General features: G+C 71.4%; 21 protein-coding genes. 12 read left to right on the top strand and 9 right to left on the bottom strand.

The genetic code is table 11. The features are described from left to right. The first annotated feature begins 46 nt into the window (after positions 1-46). Positions 47-1,450: an MFS transporter gene (locus PGH47_RS09900; protein WP_271663104.1), complete on the top strand. Its 1,404-nt coding sequence runs from the start codon at positions 47-49 to the stop codon at positions 1,448-1,450. On the opposite strand, the gene PGH47_RS09905 is transcribed toward PGH47_RS09900, so the two are convergent. Both PGH47_RS09905 and PGH47_RS09910 read right to left on the bottom strand, forming a co-directional pair. Next, positions 1,410-2,021: a DUF1349 domain-containing protein gene (locus PGH47_RS09905; RefSeq protein WP_126902264.1), complete on the bottom strand. Its 612-nt coding sequence runs from the start codon at positions 2,019-2,021 to the stop codon at positions 1,410-1,412. The two genes, PGH47_RS09900 and PGH47_RS09905, sit on opposite strands and share 41 nt — an antisense overlap. A gap of 53 nt (positions 2,022-2,074) precedes the next feature. Continuing rightward, complete coding sequence (locus PGH47_RS09910; RefSeq protein ID WP_271663105.1) at positions 2,075-2,671, bottom strand: hypothetical protein; 597 nt, start codon at positions 2,669-2,671, stop codon at positions 2,075-2,077. Between the two features lie 217 nt (positions 2,672-2,888). Between PGH47_RS09910 and PGH47_RS09915 the strand changes: the two genes are divergently transcribed. Together PGH47_RS09915 and PGH47_RS09920 are read left to right on the top strand one after the other, a co-directional pair. After that, positions 2,889-4,613 (top strand): sensor histidine kinase, encoded by a 1,725-nt coding sequence (locus PGH47_RS09915; protein WP_271663106.1) that lies wholly within the window; start codon positions 2,889-2,891, stop codon positions 4,611-4,613. A 107-nt stretch (positions 4,614-4,720) separates the two neighbouring features. Continuing rightward, on the top strand, positions 4,721-5,383 hold the full coding sequence (locus PGH47_RS09920; RefSeq protein ID WP_269641661.1) for a response regulator transcription factor: 663 nt from the start codon (positions 4,721-4,723) through the stop codon (positions 5,381-5,383). A 113-nt stretch (positions 5,384-5,496) separates the two neighbouring features. On the opposite strand, the gene PGH47_RS09925 is transcribed toward PGH47_RS09920, so the two are convergent. Continuing rightward, entirely contained in the window at positions 5,497-7,026 is a 1,530-nt protein-coding gene (locus PGH47_RS09925) for an aldehyde dehydrogenase (NADP(+)) (RefSeq protein WP_271663107.1), read from the bottom strand. 133 nt (positions 7,027-7,159) lie between these two features. On the opposite strand from PGH47_RS09925, the gene PGH47_RS09930 reads away from it, so the two are divergent. The 6 genes from PGH47_RS09930 (at position 7,160) to PGH47_RS09955 (ending at position 12,915) form a co-directional block, all read left to right on the top strand. Next, positions 7,160-7,933 carry an IclR family transcriptional regulator gene (locus tag PGH47_RS09930; RefSeq protein ID WP_030956770.1) on the top strand — a complete coding sequence of 258 codons (774 nt, stop codon included), beginning with the start codon at positions 7,160-7,162 and terminating at the stop codon, positions 7,931-7,933. A 4-nt stretch (positions 7,934-7,937) separates the two neighbouring features. After that, complete coding sequence (locus tag PGH47_RS09935) at positions 7,938-8,408, top strand: GNAT family N-acetyltransferase (RefSeq protein WP_126902268.1); 471 nt, start codon at positions 7,938-7,940, stop codon at positions 8,406-8,408. Between the two features lie 80 nt (positions 8,409-8,488). Then, positions 8,489-9,502: a hypothetical protein gene (locus PGH47_RS09940; protein WP_271663108.1), complete on the top strand. Its 1,014-nt coding sequence runs from the start codon at positions 8,489-8,491 to the stop codon at positions 9,500-9,502. Further along, positions 9,499-10,755 (top strand): sensor histidine kinase, encoded by a 1,257-nt coding sequence (locus tag PGH47_RS09945; protein WP_271663109.1) that lies wholly within the window; start codon positions 9,499-9,501, stop codon positions 10,753-10,755. Before PGH47_RS09940 ends, PGH47_RS09945 begins: the two co-directional genes overlap by 4 nt. Continuing rightward, complete coding sequence (locus PGH47_RS09950) at positions 10,752-11,414, top strand: response regulator transcription factor (protein WP_271663110.1); 663 nt, start codon at positions 10,752-10,754, stop codon at positions 11,412-11,414. Before PGH47_RS09945 ends, PGH47_RS09950 begins: the two co-directional genes overlap by 4 nt. A gap of 55 nt (positions 11,415-11,469) precedes the next feature. Further along, complete coding sequence (locus PGH47_RS09955) at positions 11,470-12,915, top strand: peptidoglycan D,D-transpeptidase FtsI family protein (protein ID WP_271663111.1); 1,446 nt, start codon at positions 11,470-11,472, stop codon at positions 12,913-12,915. A gap of 36 nt (positions 12,916-12,951) precedes the next feature. Here PGH47_RS09955 and PGH47_RS09960 read toward each other — a convergent pair whose 3' ends face one another. Then, positions 12,952-14,403, bottom strand: a complete 1,452-nt coding sequence (locus tag PGH47_RS09960) for an NCS2 family permease (protein WP_271663112.1) — start codon at positions 14,401-14,403, stop codon at positions 12,952-12,954. Between the two features lie 259 nt (positions 14,404-14,662). On the opposite strand from PGH47_RS09960, the gene PGH47_RS09965 reads away from it, so the two are divergent. From PGH47_RS09965 to PGH47_RS09975, 3 genes are all read left to right on the top strand, one after another. After that, a complete protein-coding gene (locus PGH47_RS09965) occupies positions 14,663-15,271 on the top strand; it encodes a SigE family RNA polymerase sigma factor (protein WP_271663113.1) in 609 nt (202 codons plus the stop codon). Then, entirely contained in the window at positions 15,268-16,116 is an 849-nt protein-coding gene (locus tag PGH47_RS09970) for a hypothetical protein (protein ID WP_271663114.1), read from the top strand. The genes PGH47_RS09965 and PGH47_RS09970 overlap by 4 nt, the downstream gene beginning before the upstream one ends. 86 nt (positions 16,117-16,202) lie before the next feature. Further along, positions 16,203-17,036: a pectate lyase gene (locus tag PGH47_RS09975; protein ID WP_271663115.1), complete on the top strand. Its 834-nt coding sequence runs from the start codon at positions 16,203-16,205 to the stop codon at positions 17,034-17,036. A 141-nt stretch (positions 17,037-17,177) separates the two neighbouring features. Here the strand turns inward: PGH47_RS09975 and PGH47_RS09980 are convergent, their stop codons facing one another. The 5 genes from PGH47_RS09980 to PGH47_RS10000 form a co-directional block, all read right to left on the bottom strand. Beyond that, positions 17,178-17,975: an HAD family acid phosphatase gene (locus PGH47_RS09980; RefSeq protein ID WP_271663116.1), complete on the bottom strand. Its 798-nt coding sequence runs from the start codon at positions 17,973-17,975 to the stop codon at positions 17,178-17,180. 101 nt (positions 17,976-18,076) lie between these two features. Continuing rightward, on the bottom strand, positions 18,077-19,189 hold the full coding sequence (locus PGH47_RS09985) for a right-handed parallel beta-helix repeat-containing protein (RefSeq protein WP_271663117.1): 1,113 nt from the start codon (positions 19,187-19,189) through the stop codon (positions 18,077-18,079). A gap of 36 nt (positions 19,190-19,225) precedes the next feature. Beyond that, positions 19,226-20,383, bottom strand: a complete 1,158-nt coding sequence (locus PGH47_RS09990) for a dienelactone hydrolase family protein (RefSeq protein WP_271663118.1) — start codon at positions 20,381-20,383, stop codon at positions 19,226-19,228. Further along, positions 20,370-21,500, bottom strand: a complete 1,131-nt coding sequence (locus tag PGH47_RS09995; protein WP_271663119.1) for a pectinesterase family protein — start codon at positions 21,498-21,500, stop codon at positions 20,370-20,372. Before PGH47_RS09995 ends, PGH47_RS09990 begins: the two co-directional genes overlap by 14 nt. 159 nt (positions 21,501-21,659) lie before the next feature. Continuing rightward, on the bottom strand, positions 21,660-22,973 hold the full coding sequence (locus tag PGH47_RS10000; protein WP_271663120.1) for a pectate lyase family protein: 1,314 nt from the start codon (positions 22,971-22,973) through the stop codon (positions 21,660-21,662). Between the last annotated feature and the right edge of the window lie 11 nt (positions 22,974-22,984).

Genomic DNA, 22,984 nt, shown 5'->3' on the forward strand with positions numbered 1-22,984 from the left:
ATTTTGGCCACTACTGTACGACGGCGGCGATCCGCAGCATGGAGGCATGTCGACGAACGTGACGCACGACGGCCATCAACTCCCCCTTACTCAGGATGAGTTCGCGCCGAAGCCCGAGAAGATCAAGACGCCCTCCGCCGCTCTCACCCTCACCGCCGGTCTGCTCGGCTTCGCGCTGGTCTGCCTCGACGCGTCCATCGTGAACGTGGCCCTGCCCGCGATGGGCACCTCCCTGGGCGGCGGGATGTCGGGCCTGCAGTGGGTGGTGGACGCCTACACGCTCGCCTTCGCCGCGCTGATGCTGTCCACCGGTGCGTTCTCGGACCGGGCCGGGGCGACCCGGGCCTTCGCGCTGGGCACCGGTGTCTTCACGCTCGCGTCGGCGGCCTGCGGTCTGGCGCCGAACCTGCCCGCCCTGATCGGGGCGCGGGTCGTGCAGGGTGTCGCGGCGGCCGTGGTGCTGCCCGCCTCGCTGGCGCTGGTGCGGCAGGCGTACGCAGATCCCACGCGGCGGGCGCGAGCGGTGGCCGTGTGGGCTGCGGGCGGATCAGCGGCGGTGGCGCTGGGGCCGGTGGTGGGCGGTGTGCTGACCACGGCCTGGGACTGGCGCGGGATCTTCTTCGTCAACCTTCCGGTGGGCGCACTGATCCTCGCGCTGCTGGTCCGGGCCCCTCGCTCGCGGCGCCGCCCGGCGCCGCTGGACCTGCCGGGTCAGGTGACGGCGGTGGTGGCGCTCACCGCGCTGACGTTCGCGGTGATCGAGGGCGGCACGGCGGGCTGGGCCGCGCTGGCGGTCGCCGTGGTCGCGGCCGGGGCGTTCCTGCGGATCGAGGCGCGGCGGCCGCACCCGGTCGTCCCGCTCGGCCTGTTCCGCAACCGGACCGTCGCGGTGACGGTGGCGACCGGGGCGGCCGTCAGCGTCGCCTTCTACAGCATGGTGTTCGTCTTCTCGCTCTTCTTCCAGCAGGTCCAGGGCCGTTCCGCGCTACAGGCCGGCCTGATGTTCCTGCCGATGACGGGCCTGATCGCGGTGACGAACGTGGTGGCGGGCAAGCTCGCCGGGCGGTACGGCCCCCGGCTGCCGATGGCGGTGGGGCAGGGCATCGCCGTGGTGGGGCTGCTGGTGATGCTGTTCGTCGACGCCAGCACACCCCCGGTCGTGGTGGCACTGCTGCTCGTCCCGATGGCGCTGGGCTGCGCGCTGACGGTGCCGCCGCTGACGGCGGCGATGATGGACGCCGTGCCCGCCGAACGGGCGGGCCTCGCGGCCGGCGTCCTCAACGCGGCCCGGCAGATGGCCGGGGCGCTGGGCATCGCCGTCTTCGGGGCGCTGATCTCCGACGGCTTCGTGGCCGGGATGCGGCTGAGCCTGGTGATCAGCGCGGCGCTGCTCGCGGTGACGGGCCTGCTCAGCTTCCGTCTCGCAGGTCCTTCGGCCAGTGCGGCCTGAACTCCAGGTGGTCGTACGTCACCACGCACCCCTCCCCCAGCGGCGACTGCGTCATGAAGCCGACCAGGGCCGCCCCGGTCTCCGTCTCGTCGCCGAGCGTGAACAGCCGGACGAAGGTCCAGCGCTCGCCGTCGCGGGAGGCGTGGAAGGAGAAGGCGCGGCCGGTGCGGCTCACCCGCAGCCACACCGAGCTGCCCTCGACCGTGAAGGAGTTGGCGTCGTCGGAGTGGCCCCGGGTGACGACCGTGCAGACGGTGGGCACGTCCGGGGAGTACTCCAGGCACAGCTTGGCCCAGGCCCGCTCGCCGACGTGGACGTAGAGGACTCCGGCGTCGAAGGCGCCGGCGAAGCCGACGGTGACGCGGGCGATCAGCTGGAAGTCGCCCTCGGGGGCGCCCAGCAGCCGGGGTGCGTCGGAGGCGGCGTCCAGGGCCTCGCCGGTGGGCGGCACGAAACGGTCCTGCCGGGGGCCGGCCCATCCGGAGAGGATGCCGTCGTCCTCGTAGGACCAGTGGCCGTCGGGGCCGTAGGTGCGCAGCGGGAAGGGGAGTTCGGGGATTTCCAGGTCCATGGCGGGATTCTTCCAGGCCGTCCCCCGTACCGCGCGCCCGAGGGGGGTCCCGGTCAGCGGGACTGCAGGGCGTCCAGGGCGACGGTCTGCGCGATGGCGAGGCGCAGGTCGAGGTCGGGCGAGGCCACGTCGAGCAGATAGCGGTCGCGCAGCCCCATCTTCTTGTCGACCTTCATCACCGGCTTCCCGTCCGAGGCGAAGTCGAAGTGGTACGGCCACGCGAACGGCACGAAGTCGAGCGGCAGCAGCTCCCAGACCCGGCGCAGCACGGCCACGAAGCGGTTGCGCTCGGTCCCCACAGCGGCGAGCGAGCCCGGCTGCTCCAGTTCCCACGTCGAGCGGAGCAGGGAGGCGGCGAACTTCTTGCGGAACGTGCCGACGGGGTTGCCGGCCGCGTCGCACACGTCGTAGGCGGCGCCGACGTCGAGGACCTGGCGGGCCTTCGCGGTGAACAGCACGCGCCCCTTGGACTCGTCGGTGTAGAAGGTCATCTGCTCCTTGAGCGCCATCCGCTTCTGCTCGGCGAAGGCGACGACCTTGCCGTCCGAGCCGTCCGGCAGCGTCTCGGTCACGACGTACCGGTTGATCATGAACGTGGTCTTCTGCCGGATGGTGAATCGCTCGTTCGCCTGCGGTCGCGCGCTGTCCACTGTCCCTGTCCCCTTGCCGGTGTCGATGGCCGCCGGCGTCCTCGTCCGGCGGACCCATACTCATCGCGCGCCCGCGCCCGGGGCAGTCTCCGTAAGTCGACGTCCGCAGCGACCAAAGATGACGGACCCGGCGGGGGGACGGTGTCGACTTTCGTCGTTCGGGACCGCGCCGAAGGGGGGATGCGGGCGGCACCGGGCCGCTGACTATCGTCTGCGCGTGGACGTAAGCCAGACACCCCGCACCGACCGGCCGCTCCGCTCCCGGCTCCTCGCCGCCTCCCCCTGGCCCCGCAAACGGATCGTCGGCGAGAGCGTGCTCGCCCTCGTGCTCGGCGGGATGGCGGGCCTCTTCGACGACCAGCCCGGTTTCGGCACGTGGACCGTCGTCGTGGCCCTCGCGGCCGCCGTACTGTCGCTGGCGCGCCGCTCGCTGCCGGCGACTGTGCTGCTCGTCGCGTCGGCCATGTCCGGGGTGGTGGCGGGCGCCGTACCGCTGCTGGTGTGCGCGAGCTGGTCCGCGGGCAGCCGGATCATGCGCCCCTCCCGCGCGCTGGCCGCCTACGCCGCCGGGTTCGTGCTGTACGCCGTCGTCGGCATCGCCAAGGCGCCCGACGAGGAGGTCCAGTTCTCACTGGTCGTCACCGGCTCGCTGGCGGCGGGCTCGTTCCTCGCGCTGGTGATCGTGCCGGGCCTGGCCTCCCGCTATCGCGCCCAACGCCACGCGCTGCTCGACGCGCTGCGGCGGCACAACGCCCAACTGGTGCGCGAGCAGGCGATGGTGGCACGGCAGGCCCGGCTCCTGGAGCGCCAGCGCATCGCCCAGGACATGCACGACAGCCTCGGTCACCAGCTCGCGCTGATCGCGGTGCACGCCGGAGCGCTGGAGGTGGACCCGGAGCTGGGCGACCGGCACCGGGAAGGGGTGGGCATCCTGCGCGAGGCGTCCCGGACGGCGATGCGGGAGCTGCGCGAGGCGGTGGGCATCCTGCGGGACGACCTCGGTGAGGCGGCCGGGCAGCGGCCGGACCCGGCGGACGCCGAGCACCCGCCGGCCCGGGTGGCGGCCGCCGTCGACGGCCTCGTCGACTCGTCACGGGCGGCGGGCGCGGCCGTGGAGCTGCACCGTTCCGGGAACGTACGGCCCCTCGCGCCGGCCGCCGACCACGCGGCGTACCGCATCGCCCAGGAGGCGCTGACCAACGCGCACAAGCACGCGCCGGGTGCCCCGATCACGGTGGCGCTGCGCTACGAACCGGACAGCCTGGTCGTCGAGGTGGCCAACGGGCCGGTGCCGGACGGGGCGCCCGCGTCCCCGCCCGCGGTGAGCGGCGGCCAGGGCCTTGCGGGTCTGCGGGAGCGGGCCCGGCTGGTCGGCGGCATGGTGCACACGGGTCCCACGCCCGACGGCGGTTTCCGGCTCGCCGGGGTGCTGCCCTACGGCGGCGGCGAGAGCCTGCCCGGCCCGGAGGGCGCGACCTCCGTCGCGGCGGGCGACGACTTTCGGGGGCAGTCCTTCGAGGGTGCGGCGGGCGACGGTGGAGCGGTCATCGACCGTTCCGATCCGCAAGGGGAGTTCGCCGCCATCATGAGCAGCAAGAAGAAGGTCGCCCTCGGCTGTGTCGTCACCGCCGTCGTCCTGGTCGCGGGCGTGGTCGCCCTCGGGGCCTGGGGGCTGAAGGCGCTGTGGGACGAGATGGAGAGCGGCACGATATCGGCCGACGTGTACGACTCCGCGAAGATCGGCGACGCCGAGGCGGATGTGAAGGCCGAGCTGCCCGAGGGCAGTTCGCTGCTCACCGACGGCCAGGAGAAGCAGGGCCCGCCGCTGCCCGAGGGCGCGAAGTGCCGTCACTATCTGGACCTCGACGAGGACATCGTCTACCGGTTCTGCTTCCGCGACGGGAAGCTGGTCGCGAAGGAGAGCTTCAAGGACAAGCTCTGAGAGGACAGGCTCCGAGCGGCGGCACATGGTCGCCCCCGTGACCGGATCGGGCATGATGACGGGGCTCTGCCATCCGTTCATCGCACCGACACCGCGCAGGAGGCCGCGTGATCCGGGTCCTCGTCGCCGACGACGAGCCGCTCATCAGGGCCGGCATCAGGATGATCCTCACCTCGGCGGACGACATCGACGTCGTCGCAGAGGCGGCGGACGGGCGGGAAGCGGTGGAGACCGCACGGAGCACCGCGGTCGACGTGGCCCTGCTGGACATCCAGATGCCGGTGATGGACGGGCTGACCGCGCTCGCCGAGATGGGGCGGGCCGCGCCGGACGTACGGGTACTGATCCTGACCACGTTCGGCGAGCGCGACAACGTGCTGCGGGCGCTCGGCCACGGTGGCGCCGGCTTCCTGCTGAAGGACTCCGCGCCGCAGGAGCTGATCCACGCGGTCCGTGCGGCGGCGGCCGGCAACGCCTATCTCTCCCCGGCCGCCACCCGGCACGTCGTGGACACCCTCGCCTCCCCCGCCGCCACCGCGCGCGGCGAGGAGGCCCGCCGTCGGCTGGCCGGCCTGACGGCCCGCGAACGCGAGGTCCTGGCCCTGCTCGGCGAGGGCCTGTCCAACGCGGACGCGGGCAGCCGCCTGCATATGAGCGAGGCCACGGTGAAGACGTACGTCAGCCGCATCCTGACCAAGCTCGACTGCGACAACCGGGTCCAGGCAGCCCTCCTGGCCCGGGACGCGGGCCTGGAGTCGAACACGGGCTGACGGTCAGTGCTGCCGCGCTGCAACGCCCTGAGGGGCGCGGGGAACTGCGCGACCGGCCACGACGCTGCCGCAGTCTTTCGACGGCCGATCGCGGCACTCCCCTGGAAGGCCTTTCAGCGTTCCAACCGCCCGTTGAACCTCCGAGGCAGCCCCAGCGGATTCTCGTCCCGAAGCTCCGCAGGAAGCAGCGCCGCCGGCGCCCCCTGATAGACCACCGGCCGCAGCCACCGCTCGATGGCGGTACCCCCCACCGAAGTGGACGTCGACGTCGTCGCCGGGTACGGACCGCCGTGGTGCTGGGCCGGCGCCACGGCAACACCCGTCGGCCAGCCGTTGACCAGCACGCGCCCCGCCAGCGGCGTCAGCTCCGCGAGGATCTCCGCGCCGCGTCCCTCACCGGCCGCCTCCTCGGCGGACAGGTGGACCGTCGCGGTGAGGTTGCCGGGCAGCCGGGACAGCACGGCCTGCGCCTGCGCGTCGTCGTCGTAGCGGGCCACCACCGTGACCGGACCGAAGCACTCCTCCAGGAGCAGGTCGTAGGCGCCCTCACTGGCGAGCCTGTCGGCCGCGACCGTCAGGAACCCGGCGCTGACCGTGTGCTCGCCGCCCGCGCCCGGCGTCACCGGCGACTGCACGTCCGGCAGTTCGGTGCGCTCGGCGACCCCGGCGATGAAGTTGTCCCGCATCCGGTGGTCGAGCAGGACCCCGGCGTCGGTGTCGCTGACGGCGTCCGTGAGGGACTTCAGCAGACCGTCGCCCGCGGCGCCGGACGGCACCAGCACCAGGCCCGGCTTCACGCAGAACTGCCCGACGCCCAGCGTCATGGACCCGGCGAGCCCGGTGCCGATGGCCTCGCCGCGCTCGGTCGCGGCCGCCTCGGTGACGACGACCGGGTTCAGGGAGCCCAGCTCGCCGTGGAAGGGGATCGGGACCGGGCGGGCGGCGGCCGCGTCGAAGAGGGCGCGGCCCCCTCGTACGGAACCGGTGAAGCCGGCCGCGGCGACCAGCGGGTGCCTGATCAGCTCGATGCCGGCCTCGAAGCCGTGCACCAGACCGACGACACCGGCCGGGATGCCGTGCTCGGCGGCGGCGATGCGCAGCACCTTGGCGACCAGCTCGGAGAGCGCCGGGTGGTCGGGGTGGGCCTTGACGACGACCGGGCAGCCCGCGGCCAGCGCACTGGCGGTGTCGCCGCCGGCGACGGAGAAGGCGAAGGGGAAGTTGGACGCCGAGTAGACGGCGACGACCCCGAGGGACACCTTGTAGCGGCGCAGGTCGGGGACCGGCGGGGTCGCGGTGTCGTCGGGGTGGTTGATGACGACGTCGAGGAAGGCGCCCTCGTCGACGATGTCCGCGAAGGCACGCAGCTGGTAGCAGGTGCGGGCGAGTTCGCCGGTGAGGCGGACCGGGCCGAGCGCGGTCTCGGCGTCGGCGGCCTCGACGAGCTGGTCCTTGGCCGCCTGGAGCCGGTCGGCGGCGGAGCGCAGGAACGCCGAGCGGACCGTGCGGTCGGCGAGGGAGCCGCGGGCCTCGTGCGCGGCGCGGACGGCGGTGTCCACCTCCTGGGCTGTGGCCTCCACCGCAACCTGTTCACGCTGCTTCCCGGTTCGGGGGTCGACACTCCAGACTGGTGCTGCTGCCACCGCGGGTCCCTCCACACATGTAATGCCGCAGTACTGGGTCATCCACCAGGGGTGTTCGATATACTGAACACTGTCTCTGATGATGAATACGCTGTCGGAGACTATTTCCCGTCGAACGAAGGGGTCAAGGGCGATGTCGGCAGGCGAGACGGGCGGCGGAGCGCAGGTCAAGTCCGCGGTACGGACGGTTGAACTGCTCGAATACTTCGCCGGGCGCCCCGGCATGCACTCCCTCGCGGCGGTCCAGGAGGCCGTCGGATACCCCAAGTCCAGCCTCTACATGCTGCTGCGCACACTCGTCGAACTGGGCTGGGTGGAGACGGACGCGACCGGCACCCGCTACGGCATCGGCGTACGGGCGCTGCTGGTCGGCACCTCGTACATCGACGGCGACGAGGTGGTCGCGGCGGCCCGCCCGACCCTGGACCGGCTGTCGGACGACACCACGGAGACCATCCACCTGGCACGTCTGGACGGCACGAACGTCGTCTACCTCGCCACCCGCCAGTCCCAGCACTACCTGCGCCCCTTCACCCGGGTCGGCCGCCGGCTGCCCGCGCACTCGACCTCCCTCGGCAAGGCGCTGCTGAGCACGTACTCGGACGAGCAGGTCCGCAAGATGCTCCCGGAGACGCTGCCCGCGCTGACCGAGAACACGATCACCGACCGCGAGAAGCTGATCGAGGAGCTCCACCAGGTCCGCGAGCAGGGCTTCGCCGTGGACCGCGAGGAGAACACCCTGGGCCTGCGCTGCTTCGGCGTGGCGATCCCGTACCGCACTCCCGCCCGCGACGCGATCAGCTGCTCGGTGCCGGTGGCCCGGCTGACGCCCGCGCACGAACAGATGGTGAAGGACGCGTTGTTCGACGCGCGGGACAGACTGACACTGGCCACTCGTAGGCTCTGACTCCATGGATGTGGAACTGCGCGAGGTGCACGACAGCGATCTGCCGGTCTTCTACCGCCAGATGAACGACCCCGAGGCCCTGCGGATGGCGGCCTTCACCCCCAAGGACCCGGCGGACCGGGACGCGTTCGACGCGCACTGGAGCCGGATCCGGTCCTCCGCGGACGTGCTGCGCACGATCCTGGCCGACGGTGACGTGGTCGGGAGCGCGGCGGTGTACGGGGAGCCCGGCGAGCGGGAGGTGACCTACTGGGTCGACCGCGCGTACTGGGGCCGCGGGGTGGCCACGGCCGCCCTGCGCGGACTGCTCACCGAGGTGCCCGAACGCCCGCTGTACGCACGGACCGCGGCGGACAACGAGGGCTCGCTGCGGGTGCTGACGAAGTGCGGTTTCGAAGTCAGGGCCCGCGCGCGGGGGTTCGCGAACGCGCGCGGCGAGGAGATCGACGAGCTGGTCCTGACGCTGCTGGGCTGAGCGGGCCTCCCCCGCGCGGCGGAGACGGATCACCGTCGCGCAGGAGGTGCGCGCCGGCCGCCGCGCGGGAGCGTTGGGGCATGACGCAGACGCTCGCTCCAACCCCGGGCACCGACCCCGCAGGATCCGTCGGTCCCGGCCGACCCCGCCGGTTCCTGCGGGCCGTCGCCATCGTCTCCTGCGTGCCCTATCTCGGGCTCAAGGCCGCCTGGATCGCCGGGAGTCACATCGGGATCCCGGCGGGCAGCCCGCTGCTGGAGCACCGACTGTCGATGGCGGTGGCCAACGGCGTCTCGGTGCTGCTGGACAGTGCCGTGATCGTGCTCGCGCTGGTGCTGACCCGGCCGTGGGGGCTGCGAGTACCGGCGTGGCTGCTCGTCCTCCCCGCCTGGGTGGCCACCGGCCTGCTCGCGCCGATCATGACCGGGTTCCCGCTCCAGCTCGTCGTGCGCCTGTTCGGCGGGGGCGGCCATCGCGGACCCGCGGGCGAGCCCTTCCTGGACGAGTGGGTGTTCGCCGTCGTGTACAGCGGGTTCATCGTGCAAGGGCTCGCGCTGGGTGCGCTGTTCGCGCTGTACGCCCGGGACCGCTGGGCGCCGCTGTGGCGGGGGCGGGTGTGGGAGCTGCCGGTCGGCGTCCTCGGCGCGGCCCAGCGGGTGACCGCCGTCGGCGCCGGCCTCCTCGCGCTCTTCCCGCTCACCGTGCACCTGCTGTGGGCCTGCGGCGGCACGGCCGGACTCAGCGAGGGCCGCGCGGACGAGGCGACCGCCGACTTCCAGGTCCTGGAGGTCGTGTACGTCGTCTTCCTCGCCGCCGCCGTCGCGGGTGCCTGGCAGCTCGCCTTCCGCCGCGGACGCACCCTGCCCGTCCTGGTGCCGCTCGCCCTGGCCTGGGTCGGCTCGGCCGCCGTCGCCTGCTGGGGCGGCTGGCTGTCGCTGGCCTCGCTGGGCGGCGTCGACGACGTCGCCGACCGCCCGACGCAGCTGATGAACCTCACCTACGCTGGCCAGATGATCGTCGGCATCCTCGTCGCCAGCCTCGGCATCCACTTCCTCGCGGAGCGCTCGGCGAGGGCCAAGTGTCGTACGGCGTGAACGACTTGCTCCGTCCGCTGTTCGGCCGGCGGGCGCGGCTGCGCTGGATCCATCTGATCCTGGGCGGCGCGCTCGCCATGCCGTACGTCTTCGTGGGCCAGCTCGTCGTGGGCCCCGCCATGGACTCCCGGTACGTCTTCAACGACCTGCCGCTCCAACTCCTGTCCTTCGCCGTCGGGTTGCCCCTGGCCGCGGTCACCGCCGCCGTGTTCCCGCTGACCCGGCCGCTGGAGTCGGGTGCCGTGCGGTCGCTGTGCGGCATCGGGGCGGACCGGCTGGCCCACGGCCCCGCGCGGACGTGGGCGGCGAAGGGGCGTGCGGCGGCCTGGTTCACGCTGCATCTCGGGTTCGGCGGGATCATCTCGGGGATGTCGCTGGCGGTGCCGCCGTTCGCCGGGTTCCTGACCGCACTGCCGCTGCTGGTGTGGCTGGGCGGGGACACCCTCGTCGAGCTGCCCGGGCCCCTCGACCACACCTGGGTGCTGGCGCTCGCGCCGGTCGCGGGCGTGGCGACGATGCTTGCGCTGGCCGGCTGCGCGGCCGTCTCCGGCACGCTCCTGGCCCGCTGGGCGCCCCTACTGCTCGGTCCTGCGCCGGAGGACCGGCTCGCGGCGGCCGAAGCACGCGCCGCCGACCTCGCCGTGCGCAACCGGCTCGCCCGCGAACTGCACGACTCCGTGGGCCACGCGCTGAGCGCCGTCACCCTTCAGGCGAGCGCGGCCCGCCGGGTGCTCGACACCGACCCGGAGTTCGTCCGTGAGGCGCTCGCCGCGATCGAGGACACGACCCGGCGCACGGTCGGCGAACTCGACGCCGTGCTCGGCGTGCTGAGGGACGGCGACGCACCCGGTACGGCCCCGGCGCCCACCCTCGCCGGGGACCTCGCCGGTCTGCTGCGGCGCACGCGCGCGTGCGGGCTTCGGGTGACCTCGACGGTCGGCGTCGACCCGGAGGCCCTGCCGCCCGTCCTGTCCCGCGAGGCGTACCGGATCGTCCAGGAGGGGCTGAGCAACGCCCTCAAGCACGCCGGTGACGCGACGAGCGTGAGCCTGAGCGTCGGGATCGCCGACGGGCACCTGGAGATCACCGTGAGGAATCCGCTTGAGCGGGCTCCGTCCTGCCGTCCCGGCGGCGGTCACGGCCTGCGCGGCATCGCCGACCGGGCCCGGCTGCTGGGCGGCACGGCCGAGGCCGGCGCCGAGCAGGGAGCGTGGCGGCTGCACGTACGACTGCCCATGAAGGGACCCGCATGACGACCTGCCCGCCCGTCCGGATCGTCCTCGCCGACGACGAGCGCATGGTGCGCACCGCCCTGCGCGCCATCCTCTCCGCCGAGCCGGACCTGGAGGTGGTCGGCGAGGCGGCGACCGGGGCCGAGGCCGTGTCGGTCGTGCGGGAGCTGCGGCCCGACGTCGTCCTCATGGACGTCCGGATGCCCGAGATCGACGGCATCCGCGCCACCGAGCAGATCCTGGCCACCATCGACGACCCGCCCCGCATCGTCGTCGTCACCACCTTCGAGAACGACTCCTACGTGTACGACGCCCTGCGCGCCGGAGCCGCCGGGTTCCTGCTGAAGCGGTCGGACGCCGACGCGCTCGTCCAGGCCGTGCGGCTGGTCTCGCACACCGACACCCTGCTGTTCCCGTCGGCGGTACGCGCCCTGGCGGCCGAGCACGCGCGCGCGTACCCCGCGCCGCCGCCCTGGGTGGCGCGGCTCACAGGGCGGGAGAGCGATGTGCTGCGGCTGATGGCTCAGGGTCTGACCAACGCGGAGATCGCACGGCGGATGGAGGTCGGTCCGGCCACCGTGAAATCGCACGTGGCGGCGGTCCTGGCGAAGACCGGCACCCGGGACCGCACCCAGGCGGTGATCGCCGCGTACGAGGCGGGCTTCATGAACGCCCGATGAGAAAACGGGGCGCAAGGGAACGATTGCCCCCAACCTGATCGTCCTTGGAAGTGGGATGAACAAGACGATCAGGCGGGCGTCCGTCTTCACGCTGCTACTGGTGTTCGCTCTGCTGGTCAGGGCGACCTGGGTGCAGTTCTACGACGGCAAGGCACTCGCGGACGACAAGGACAACCGACGGAACACGATCGCGCTGTACAGCGAGCCGCTCGGCAACATCGTCGTGGGCGGAGAGTCGATCACCGGCTCGGCCCGTACGAAGAGCGGTGACCTCGCCTACAAGCGGACGTACACGGACGGCTCGCTGTACGCCGCCGTGACCGGCTACAGCTCGCAGGCGTTCGGCGCCACCCAGCTGGAGGGGATCTACCGGGATCTGCTGGACGGCACCGACAACCGGCTCAAGGGCGTGCTGGACACGGTCACCAACAAGCGGTCCGAGCCGGGCAACGTGATCACGACGATCGACCCGGACGTGCAGAAGGCCGCGTACGACGCGCTCGGCGACAAGAAGGGCGCGGCCGTCGCGATCGACCCGGCCACCGGGAAGATCCTGGCGGTCGTCTCGACCCCGTCGTACGACCCGTCGCGGATCACCACGGGCGACTCGGAGGCCTGGAAGCAGCTCACCAAGGACTCCGACAAGCCGATGACGAACCGGGCGCTGCGCCAGCCGCTGCCGCCGGGTTCGACGTTCAAGCTGGTCGTGGCGGCCGCCGCGCTGGAGGACGGGCTGTACTCGTCGGTGGACGAGAAGACGGACAGCCCGGATCCGTACCCGCTGCCGGACTCCAGCAGCAAGCTGACGAACGAGAACCCGTCCGCCCCCTGCGAGGACGCCTCGATCCGGGTCGCTCTGCAGTACTCGTGCAACAACGTCTTCGGCAGCCTGGCCGTCGACCTTGGGCAGGACAAGGTGCGGGCGATGGCCGAGAAGTTCGGCTTCAACGACGCGTCGCAGGACGTGCCGGTGCGGGCGTACGAGAGCGTCTACCCCAAGGACATGGACAAGGCGCAGACCGCGCTGTCCGGCATCGGCCAGTTCGACGTCACCGCGACGCCGCTCCAGATGGCCATGGTGTCCGCCGCCATCGCCAATGACGGCAAGCTGGTCTCGCCGCACATGGTGTCCCAGATCACCGACAGCGGCGGCAACGCGCTGGAGAACTACGACGACTCGGCCGACACGACGGAGATCGTCAGCTCCTCGACCGCCGAGCAGCTCCAGTCGGCGATGCAGACGGTCGTGGAGGACGGCACCGGCACGAACGCGCAGATCGCCGGCGCGACGGTGGGCGGCAAGACGGGTACCGCCCAGCACGGCGAGAACAACAGCAAGACGCCGTACGCCTGGTTCACGTCGTACGGCAAGGCCGACGGCAAGGAGGTCTCCGTGGCGGTGCTGGTCGAGCAGTCGGACGCGGCCCGCTCGGAGGTCAGCGGCAACGGGCTGGCCGCGCCGGTGGCCAAGGCCGTCATGGAGGCGGCCCTGAAGAAGTGAGGTGAGGGCGCGCCCCTTTCGCGCGCCCTCACCTGCTTACTTCACGCCGAGGATCTGCTCGATCGGGTCGATCGCGAAGTACACCAGGAACAGCACCGAGGTCCCCCACATCAGCCAGTGGATCTCCTTGGCCTTCCCGAGCACCGTCTTGATGAGCACGAACGCGACGAAGCCCGCGCCGATGCCATTGGTTATCGAGTAGGTGAACGGCATGACGGCGATGGTCAGGAACGCCGGGATGGCGATCTCGTACTTGTCCCAGTCGATGTGCTTGACCTGCGTCATCATCAGGAAGCCGACGGCGACCAGCGCGGGCGCCGCGGCCTGGAGCGGGACGATGGTGAGCAGCGGGGTGAGGAACAGGGCGAGGGCGAAGAGGCCGCCGGTGATCAGGTTGGAGAAGCCCGTGCGGGCACCCTCGCCGACGCCGGCCGCCGACTCGATGTAGGAGGTCGCCGAGGACGCCGAGGCCGCTCCGCCCGCGGCCGCCGCGGCACCGTCGATCAGCAGCACCCGGCCGAGGTTCGGCACCTTGCCCTCTTCGTCGAGGAGACCGGCCTCCGCGCTGACGCCGACGACGGTGCCCATGGTGTCGAAGAAGTCCGACAGCACCAGCGTGAAGATCAGCAGCACGACGGTGAGGGCGGTGGTCTCGCCGAACGCCCCGAACAGGCTGAAGTCGCCGAGAAGTCCGAAGTCCGGGGTGTCGACCAGCTTGTCGGGCCACGCGGGTGTGGTCAGGCCCCATGCCTTTATGTCGGCGATCGAGTTGATGATCATCGCGACGACGGTCATCGTCACGATGCTGATCAGGATCGCGCCCTTCACCTTGCGGGCGAGCAGCGCGATCGTCAGCAGGACTCCGGCGCAGAACACGAGGATCGGCCACCCGGTGAGCTGGCCCGTGCCGCCCAGCTGGACCGGCACGGTGGTGTTCGCGGCGTCCGGGATCCGGCTGACGAACCCGGCGTCGACGAAGCCGATGAACGCGATGAACAGACCGATGCCCACGCTGATCGCCTGTTTCAGCGGTTGCGGGATGGCGTGCATGACGGCCTCGCGCAGCCCGGTCACCACCAGCACGCAGATCAGCAGGCCCTCGAGGACGATCAGGCCCATCGCGTCGTCCCACGCCATGAGCGGGGCGATCTGGAAGGCGACGACGGCATTCAGGCCGAGGCCGGCGGCGAGCGCGAGCGGCAGGTTGCCGCCGACGCCCATGATGATCGTCATGACGGCGGCCACCAGGGCGGTGGCGGTGGTGAGTTGGACCGCGTCCAATTGGTGGCCGAACTTGTCCTTCGCGCTGCCGAGAATGATGGGATTCAGGACAAGGATGTAGGCCATCGTGAAGAACGTGGCGAAGCCGCCCCGTATCTCCCGGGCGAAGGTGGATCCCCGTTCGGAGATCCTGAAGTACCGGTCGACGCCGTTCCCCCCTGGCGGTGGGGCACTTGACCGGTCGGCCACCTTCTGCGATTCGGACATGGCGGTAACTCCTTGTTGCCTGACGGATCGGTGTGCGGATGCTGGCTGGATTGTTCCCGCGTTGAACGGGTTTCAGGTTTTCTTCGTGTTACGGAATCAGAGCTGTTCACGTGCGAGGTACCACACAGCGTTCGACACCCCGCACAAGAAGGGCCTTTGGGCACTGCTACGCTTCCGGATCCCGCCCGGATGATCGCGAAATGATCGCCGGAGGAACACACGCCGTCCACACGCCACCGGCAGGCAGGAGGGGTCGCCCGTGGGCACGGTCGTCGACGACGCCGCCTCCGTGGAGTTCCACGCCTTCTTCGAGCGTCACTACGCCGAACTCTCCCGCCTGGCGCACCTGTTGACGGGCGAGGCGGATGCCGCCGACGACCTCGCGGCGGACGCGCTGCTCGCGCTGTGGCACCGCTGGGACCGGGTGCGTGCGGCCGACCATCCGGCGGCCTACGCCCGAGGGGTCGTGGCCAACCTGGCCCGCACCAGGATCCGCAGCGCGGTCCGGGAACGCCGGCGGGTCGCCCTGTTCTGGTCGCAGCGCGAGGAGAAGGCGGAGAACCCGGACGTCGCGGGCGTCGTCGACGTCCAGGAGGCGTTGCGCGGACTACCGTTCCGCAAACGCGCCTGTGTGGTGCTGCGGCACGCGTTCGACCTGTCCGAGAAGGACACGGCACTCGCCCTGGGCATCTCCGTCGGTACGGTGAAGAGCCAGACCTCGAAGGGGATGGCCGAGCTCCAGCGGCTGCTCGGAACCCAGCAGGCTCCGCTCAGGGTGCACGCCGCGGCGTTGGGGGCGGCTCCCCGCCCGCTCGCGGTGGAGAGCCTGGGGGACCGCGCCGGGGACGCCCGAGGAAGGAACCGATGATGCGGCGGGACGTGCACGACGAACTGCGTGCCCGGCTGCACGAGGCGGCCGGGGCGCACGAGCCCGACCGCGAGCGGATCCTGGCCCGCGTCGAGCGCGGCATGGCCGAGCAGTCCCGCCCCGACCACCGGGCGACCCGGCCGCCGGCGTACGGCTGGCTCCGGGTGGTGACCGCGACGGCCGCGGTGGCCGGCGTGCTCGCGGTCGGCGGCTACGCGGTGGCGTCCGCCGTGAAGGAGGACCGCCCGCGGCAGACGGTGGCCACGTCACCGACGCCCGCCCCGTCCCCGGACGCCACGAGCCGCGCCCCGCTCCCGCCCGCCCCGTCCACGGACCCGACGCCGGAGCGGACGCCGGCGTCCCGGGGGACGACAGGGGCACCGACCCGGCGGCCCACGGCCCCGCCGGAGCCGCCCAGCGAGAAGGACGGCCCGCTGTGGTCGGACGGCTCGGTGGACCCGCACAGCAACGACTTCTGGGCGCAGAGCAATCTGACCCTGCGCACCAGCGGGCAACTCACCGCGCTCACCGTGCGATTGAAGGTCGCACAGACCGGCGGGGTCACCTCGACCGGCGCCTGGCGCTCGCTGCCGGAGGACGACTTCACGCTGACGGTCGGGGAGAAGGACGGCTTCCTCGTCTACACCTGGGTGCTCAAGGAGGGCCGTACGGTCCGCGCGGGCGAGTGGGTGTTCGCGGGGCAGTACGACCATGAGCGCGGCGGCCGGGACGCGAAGGACGACAGCTACGCGATGACGGCCACGGCGGACGGCGAACAGCTCTCCGTGACGGGCAGCTTCGCGGCGCGCGACGACAACGACCCGACACCCGGCGGGGATTCGTAGAGAAGTTCGGCGGCACCGGCAACCCATTCCGCACGCGTGGCGACCAGGAGACGCAAGGATCCCCTCCACGCAAGGAAAACCCGTTCATGACTGCACAGACCGAACAGCGCGTCCGACACCGCCGCAAGGTCACCAAGCGGCGGGCGGTGATCGCCGGCGTCTCCGCGCTCGGCATCACCGGCGCGGCCCTCGTCGCCACCACCTCGCTGCTGTCGACGGCCGGCGCGGCCACGTCCTGGCCGACGGAGAACGGCAGCAAGCCGGTGTCGAGGACGATCCCGGTGTCGGGCACCTACGACGGCGGGCTGGCGAGGTTCTACGGCACCGGGGACCTGGGCGGCAGCGGCCAGGAGGAGGGCCAGGACCCGATCTTCGAGCTGGCCGACGGCGCGGTCCTCAAGAACGTCATCATCGGCAGCCCGGCCGCGGACGGCGTCCACTGCAAGGGCTCCTGCACCCTGCAGAACGTCTGGTGGCTGGACGTCGGCGAGGACGCGGCGACCTTCAAGGGCAAGTCGTCGTCGGCCGTGTACACGGTCCACGGCGGTGGCGCGAAGAACGCCGACGACAAGGTCCTCCAGTTCAACGGCGCGGGCAAGCTGGTCGTGACCAAGTTCCAGGTCGAGAACTTCGGCAAGCTGGTGCGCAGTTGCGGCAACTGCTCCACGCAGTACAAGCGCACGATCATCATCAACGACGTGGACGTCACCGCGCCGGGCAAGTCGATCGTCGGCATCAACTCCAACTACGGCGACACGGCCGCGCTGCGCAAGATCCGTATCCACGGCGACAGCGGCAAGAAGATCAAGACCTGCACCCGCTTCGAGGGCAACAGCAGCGGCAAGGAACCGAAGGAACTCGGCAGCGGTCCGGACGGAACCTCCTGCAAGTTCTCGTCATCTGACATCACGTACCAGTGAGCACGCTGGCACCAGGCCTGCTGGCCTGAGCCCCCCTTCGGTCAGCAGTGGAACGCCCCCGCCAGTGACGACTGGCGGGGGCGTTCGCGCTCCCATGCGGACCGGGCGCCGGAGTCGGTGGATCCCGTACGGTGCTGAGGCTCAGCTCACGAAGTACGTCGGGTTGGGCAGCTTGTACGTGCGGTCGGCGTACCCGCCGTCCAGGTCGCTGTACTGGTCGCCGAAGTTGGCGACGATCTCGTAGCCGAGGTCGTCCTCGATGTGCTGCCGGGTGCCGGACTTGTACTGCACGGTCGTGCAGTTCCAGGTGCCGGGCGTGGCGCACTCGGCGAGGTAGGCCGGCGGGTTCGCCTTGTCCTTGAGGAACATGTGGCCGGCGTCGAGGTTCACGTCGGCGCCGATCTTCTTCAGGTTCTCGACGGCGGCGGTCCGCTGCGCCTCGCTCAGGCCCGAGTTGTAGAACACCTCGACGCCCTTGCCCTCGGCGTACCGCACCAGCTCGGCGCTGCCGAAGACGGCCGGGCGGTCTGCCTTGTTGACGTACTCGGCCCAAGTGGTGCCGTTGTACGTGTAGTTGGTCTTCTTCTCGTAGTCGAGGCTGAGCAGCAGCGTGTCGTCGATGTCGAAGACGACGGCCGGCTTCTCGCCGTGGTGGCGCACCTTGCGGGCCGCCTTGTCGATGTATTTGCGCGCGGCCGCGTCGATCCGGGCGAGGTCCTTGGCGTACGGGCTGTCCGGGGACGCCTGGTACACGCCGCCCGCGTCGAGCGTGGTGCCGTAGTAGGTGTCGATGTCCTTGGTCAGCAGACCTATGTTGTAGGGCTCGTGGGTGCTGTTCGCGGTCGACTGACCGGCCGTGGCGGCGCCGGCGCCGTACAGGGCGGCACCGGCTACGGCACAGGCGGTGGCGACGGCCGCGATACGCAGTGGTTTATGCATGACAAAGAGTTCTACGCGCGTCACCCCGGCGGGCGCGAGACCCGTTGCCCGATCTTTACCCTGCCCCGTGGGCATACGGGCCCCGCGCCGCCATCGGCAGGTCAGTCCATCGTCGCCCCGATGGTCGTGCTGCCGGTGGTCAGGAAGGTCGTCGTCGGCAGGGAGCCGTTGGACTGGCGGGCGTTGTAGGCGGTCGAGGCGTCGGTGGAGCGGAATGCCGGGGTGGAGATGCCGGAGTCCCAGTTGTTGCCGGCCGAGACGACCGAGCCGCCCTTGCTGACCGGTCCGCTGCCGTTGCTCACGGCGAGGTTCTTGCCGAGCCTCGCCGCGCCCGTGGCGAAGTAGTAGCCCCACTTGGCGTTGGCGTACGCCGTCGTGCGGTTGATGACGACGGCGCCGGTGTTGGAGTTCTCGGTGAAGCCGTTGCCTGCGTTGTCCCAGGCGGCCGAGTTGTTGACGACGTGCGCGACGACCTCTCCGTCGCCGCCCAGCTTGTAGCCGTTGCCGTCGCCCGCGAAGGCCGAGTCGGACCAGCGGTTCTTGCCGTTGCCGAAGGCCCAGGTGTGCTCGACGGTGACCGGCGAGGAGAAGGACCAGAAGTCGAGGCCGTCGTCGGAGTTGTTGTACAGGCGGGCGCCGTTGATCAGGTTGCCGGTGCCGGAGCCGTACTTCACGGCGATGCCGTCGGCGTTCTCCCCGTGGCCTGCGGCGTCGTAGTGGCCGTAGGAGTCGATGTTCCTGACCGTGTTGGCGACCGTGCCGTCTCCGGTGAGGGTGAAGCCGGAGTCGCCGCCGTTGATGGTCCTGATGTTGCTCCAGTTGGTGCCGGTGCAGGACTGGCAGACGACCGCGCTGTCCGGGGAGTTCTGGAAGGTGATGTTCGAGACGTTCCAGTAGTCGGCGGTCAGCTTGAGGATCCAGCCGCCGGAGGGCAGCGAGGACCCGTCGATCTTCACGGTCTCCGAGCCGTACGAGGAGAGCGTGATGGGCGACGAGGAGGTGCCGTTGGCCGTGGACTGGAGGGTGGCCGTCGGGTAATAGGTGCCGCCGCGGATCTGGATGACGGTGCCTGCGCTCGCGTTCTTGATGGCGTTGGACAGGTCGGTGGAGTTGCTGACGACCACGGTCGCGGCCTGGGCCTGGGTGGGGAGCACGGCCAGGCCGGCACCGAGGGCGAGGGCCGTGAGGGCGGCGCGGGCGGTACGACGAGACATGGAGAGCGGTCCCTTCTCGTGCGGGTGGGGGGAGGTTCACAGGACGGTGTCGAGCCAGGTGAAGACCTCGTCCTGCATCGGCGCGGTGAACACGTGGCCGAGGTCCGGCCAGGTCGTCAGCCGCAGCCGCTCCTCTGCGCGGCGGGAGCGCCAGACGGCGCGCAGCTTGTCGTGGGCGACACGGACGCCGTCGGCGGGGAACAGCGGGTCGAGCCCGCCGTCGAGGAAGAGCATCGGCCTGGGTGCGGCGATGCTCGCCACGTCGGGGAAGTCGAGGAAGCGGGGAAGCCCGGGGTGGAGCATGTAGTACGCCGACTGCCCGCGCAGGGTGTTGTTGCCGGGCACCATCATCTCCTTCAGCCCGGTCATCCAGCAGACGCTGGCCGCGGCGGCGATGTGATCGCTGAGCGCGGCGGTCTGCCAGGCCCGGAAGGCACCCATGGAGAAGCCGACGGCGGCGATCCGGCGGGCGTCCACGCGGTCGAGTCCCGCGAGGAAGCCGGCGGCACGGGCGTCCTCGTGGGCCGTCAGGCCGGCGAGTGAGGAGCCGAGGTTGTAGAAGTTGGCGGCCAGGGCCTGCTGCTGGTCGTAGGTGAGCGGGCCGCGGTCGCCCCAGCCGAGGGCGTCCAGGCACAGCACGACATGGCCGCGCCGGGCCAGTTCGTCGCCGACGAAGCGTCCGCTGAAGTACTTGTCCGCCCAGTCCTGTGCGGCAGCCGCCCGGGTGTCGTCGTACCAGGGCCGGACCAGTTTCTCCTTGCCGATGTCGAACCGGGCGCCGTGGTCGTGCAGCAGGAGGACGGCCGGGAAGGGGCCGCGCCCGTGCGGGGTGAGCAGGGCTCCGCGGGCGCGTTCGTGGCGGGTCAGGGAGAGGGTCACCAACTCCCTGGTGTATCCGTCGGCTTCCGACCGTCCGCCGAACTCGGGGGCGTACGGCGTCCGCTCGTCCCGGTCGACGAGCAGCAGCTCCTCGACCTTGGCGCGGGCGGCCCGGCGCCAGGAACGGAAGTCACGTATCGGCGACCGTCCCCAGGCGAGCGGGAAGGTCAGCTCGGCCTTGAGCGCGGCGTGGAAGTCGGGCAGCGGCCCCTCCACGACGGCCGCCGCCGCGCCGGTCACCGTCCCCCCGCTGAAGAGCGCAGCCCCGGCACCCACCACGAACGCCCGGCGCCCCACCGCGTCATGGCCGCTCATACGGCCGCCAGTCCCCGAGATACGCCCGGCGGGTGTGCGACTCGGCCTCGGCGGCCGTGAGTCGGGGCCGGTTCTCCGGGACGGTGACCACCGCGCCGGGGCCGGTGTTGTGGTACTCGGCGAAGCGCTGGTCCTGCCACGGGAAGCTGTCCGACATGTTGGCGTAGGGCGCGGCCGCGTCGATGCCGGGGCCCAGGTGGGTGTCGCGGACGATGAGCGACGGATGGGCGGTGGGGTCGGAGCTGGGCACCCAGGGGCGCGCCAGCTTGTAGTAGGCGTCGGGGGCGTCACCGGTGACGCGGCTGCGGGTCACCAGGTAGCCGCGCGGATTGGCGCCGGCGGTCGAGGGGGCGAAGACGAAGCCGTACGGGGCCGAGGACAGGTCGGACCGGGTCAGGGTGCGGAAGTGGCAGTGCTCGAAGACGGCGGTGCCCCGGCCGAAGACGAAGTCGACGTCGCCCTCGGCGTAGCAGTGCGCGAAGTACTGACGGGCGAAGACGCCGAGGGCCATGGAGTCGGCGTACAGGGTGTCCTGGTGTCCGAGGAACCGGCAGTGGTGGAACGCGGACCGGTCGCCCTGCACCTTGATGGCGACGGCCTGGGTGCCGCTGACGCCGGGGTGGTCGGCGCGCAGCCAGTCGTTGGCGAAGGTGATGCGGTGGGCCGTGAATCCGTCGGCCTGGACGAGGGTGGTGGCGGAGCCGGTGGTGCCGTAGGTGCCGCCGCCGGGCTTGGGGGTGCCGGCGGCGTTGTCGTACACGATGACGACGGCGCGCGGGTCGTCACCGGCCCCGATCCAGGTCATGTCGGTCCGGGTCGCGTCGACGGCGACGGTCTCCCGGTAGGTCCCCGGCGCGACGACCAGCGTCCGGCCGCTCCCGCTCGCGGCGGTCACCGCGGCCTGGACGGAGGTGAAGTCGCCGCGGCCGGCGGGGTGGACGTACAGGGTCGTCGGGGTGAGGCGGGCGGTGGGTGAGCCGTACCGGCCGAAGGGGCGGGGCCCTGCTGCGGTGGTGGCCCAGGCGGGTCCGGAGGCGAGGGCGAGGGCGGCTGTGGAGCCTGCCGTGAGGAATCCCCTTCTGGACAGGGGGAGTCGGACGCGGTGGTGCGAGGGCATGCGGGTGCTCCTTCGCGGGGCGGATCTGCAGGGTTGCCGGGGAGGGACGGGCGGTGCCCACCGTGCGGGCGGAGTCCGCCGTGCGGGCGGAGTCCACCGTGCGGGCGGAGTCCGCCGTGCGGGCGATGTCCGCCCTGCGCCCCTCCCCCGCCGGGTGGGTCAGCGCAGGCGGCCGGCGCCCGCGCGGTGGTCGACGATCCCGGGCACGGCCCTGGGGCTGTCGACCTTCGTCCGCAGGGTCGGTGTCCATCCGGCGCCGGACTGGAGGATCTCGCCGGGGATCTCGGCGTTGTGGACGGCGATGAGGTCTGTCGGCCTGCCGTTGACGTAGTTGTTCTCGGCGGTCAGCGGTGCCTCGTTCCACTTCTTCAGCGCCTTGCCGACGCTCACGCCGGAGGCCAGCGACAGGGCGTTGTGCGTGGCGTAGAGCTGCGAGGAGGCGCCGATACCGAAGACGTACCCGTAGTTCTGGCCCTTGGTGACGACGAAGTGGTTGTTGTACGAGTCGACCTGCCCGAACCGCACGCGCGGCGCCCGCTCGACGATGCCTTCGAAGCGGTTGTGGTGCAGGGTGACCTTGAGCTTGCCGGTGTCGGTGGAGCCGGCGCTGTCGCTGTTGCCGATCAGCATGGTCTTGTCGTGGTCCTCGAAGGAGTTCCAGGACACGGTCACGTGGTTGGCGCCGCGTACGACGTCGAGGAGTCCGTCGTGCTGCTGGTAGACCTTGCCGAAGTACGAGGGCAGGGAGCTGTCGGGGTAACGGCCGTCGGTGAGTGTGTTGTGGTCGATCCACACATGGGTGGAGCCGTACACCACCACTGAGTCGTACTCGGAGTTCCAGGCGCCGGTCCTGTTGTCGTCGGTCGGGTCCCACTGCGGGAAGCAGTCGATGGGGGCCTCGACGGTGAGGTTGCGCAGGATGACGTTGTCGACGCCCTTGATCTGGAGGCTGCCGCCGAGGATGCCGGAGCCCTTGCCGACGCCGACGATGGTGGTGTTGGCTGGGACGTTCGCCTTGATGGCCTGGTCCTGGGCGGCGGCGGACGCGGCCCGCAGGTCCTCCTGGGCGCCGCTGACGGGGGTGTCGTGCCCCCACACGGCGGGGTCGTAGTCGGCGAGGTAGCGCTGGAAGTCGTATCCCTCGGCCGCGAAGGCGTCGCACCCCTCCGAGACGGCGTCGATCATGCCCTTGACCTTGATGATCTTCGGTGCGCTGCCGCCGTCGGCGAGGGCCTGCCGGAATTCCGCCCAGGTGGTGACGGTGCGGACGTGCGCGGCGTCGGCGGCCGATCCGCCAGTGGTGCCGGCACCTTCCGAGGCCCAGCCGTCCCCCGCGGGGAGCACCTCGCGTCCGAGGTCCCGGCCGCCGGCCTGCGCCGATCCGGTCCCGGTGAGTCCGAGCACCAGCGCGGTGCACCCGACCAGGACGGCAACCTTCCTTGTGGCATGCCCATGCCATATCTGTGCGTTCATCGTGCGGCTCT

Origin of the sequence: Streptomyces sp. HUAS 31 (assembly GCF_028198125.1) — a bacterium.
GTDB classification, from domain to species: Bacteria; Actinomycetota; Actinomycetes; order Streptomycetales; family Streptomycetaceae; genus Streptomyces; species Streptomyces chartreusis.

Excerpts from the sequence above, each read along its gene's own strand:
- PGH47_RS09930 (WP_030956770.1), top strand. The coding sequence starts at position 7,160 with ATGTCGGCAGGCGAGACGGGCGGCGGAGCGCAGGTCAAGTCCGCGGTA.
- PGH47_RS09900 (WP_271663104.1), top strand. The coding sequence starts at position 47 with ATGTCGACGAACGTGACGCACGACGGCCATCAACTCCCCCTTACTCAG.
- PGH47_RS09980 (WP_271663116.1), bottom strand. The coding sequence starts at position 17,975 with ATGCATAAACCACTGCGTATCGCGGCCGTCGCCACCGCCTGTGCCGTA.
- PGH47_RS09995 (WP_271663119.1), bottom strand. The coding sequence starts at position 21,500 with ATGCCCTCGCACCACCGCGTCCGACTCCCCCTGTCCAGAAGGGGATTC.
- PGH47_RS09955 (WP_271663111.1), top strand. The coding sequence starts at position 11,470 with ATGAACAAGACGATCAGGCGGGCGTCCGTCTTCACGCTGCTACTGGTG.
- PGH47_RS09905 (WP_126902264.1), bottom strand. The coding sequence starts at position 2,021 with ATGGACCTGGAAATCCCCGAACTCCCCTTCCCGCTGCGCACCTACGGC.
- PGH47_RS09960 (WP_271663112.1), bottom strand. The coding sequence starts at position 14,403 with ATGTCCGAATCGCAGAAGGTGGCCGACCGGTCAAGTGCCCCACCGCCA.
- PGH47_RS09935 (WP_126902268.1), top strand. The coding sequence starts at position 7,938 with ATGGATGTGGAACTGCGCGAGGTGCACGACAGCGATCTGCCGGTCTTC.
- PGH47_RS09950 (WP_271663110.1), top strand. The coding sequence starts at position 10,752 with ATGACGACCTGCCCGCCCGTCCGGATCGTCCTCGCCGACGACGAGCGC.
- PGH47_RS09975 (WP_271663115.1), top strand. The coding sequence starts at position 16,203 with ATGACTGCACAGACCGAACAGCGCGTCCGACACCGCCGCAAGGTCACC.
- PGH47_RS10000 (WP_271663120.1), bottom strand. The coding sequence starts at position 22,973 with ATGAACGCACAGATATGGCATGGGCATGCCACAAGGAAGGTTGCCGTC.
- PGH47_RS09985 (WP_271663117.1), bottom strand. The coding sequence starts at position 19,189 with ATGTCTCGTCGTACCGCCCGCGCCGCCCTCACGGCCCTCGCCCTCGGT.
- PGH47_RS09940 (WP_271663108.1), top strand. The coding sequence starts at position 8,489 with ATGACGCAGACGCTCGCTCCAACCCCGGGCACCGACCCCGCAGGATCC.
- PGH47_RS09990 (WP_271663118.1), bottom strand. The coding sequence starts at position 20,383 with ATGAGCGGCCATGACGCGGTGGGGCGCCGGGCGTTCGTGGTGGGTGCC.
- PGH47_RS09970 (WP_271663114.1), top strand. The coding sequence starts at position 15,268 with ATGATGCGGCGGGACGTGCACGACGAACTGCGTGCCCGGCTGCACGAG.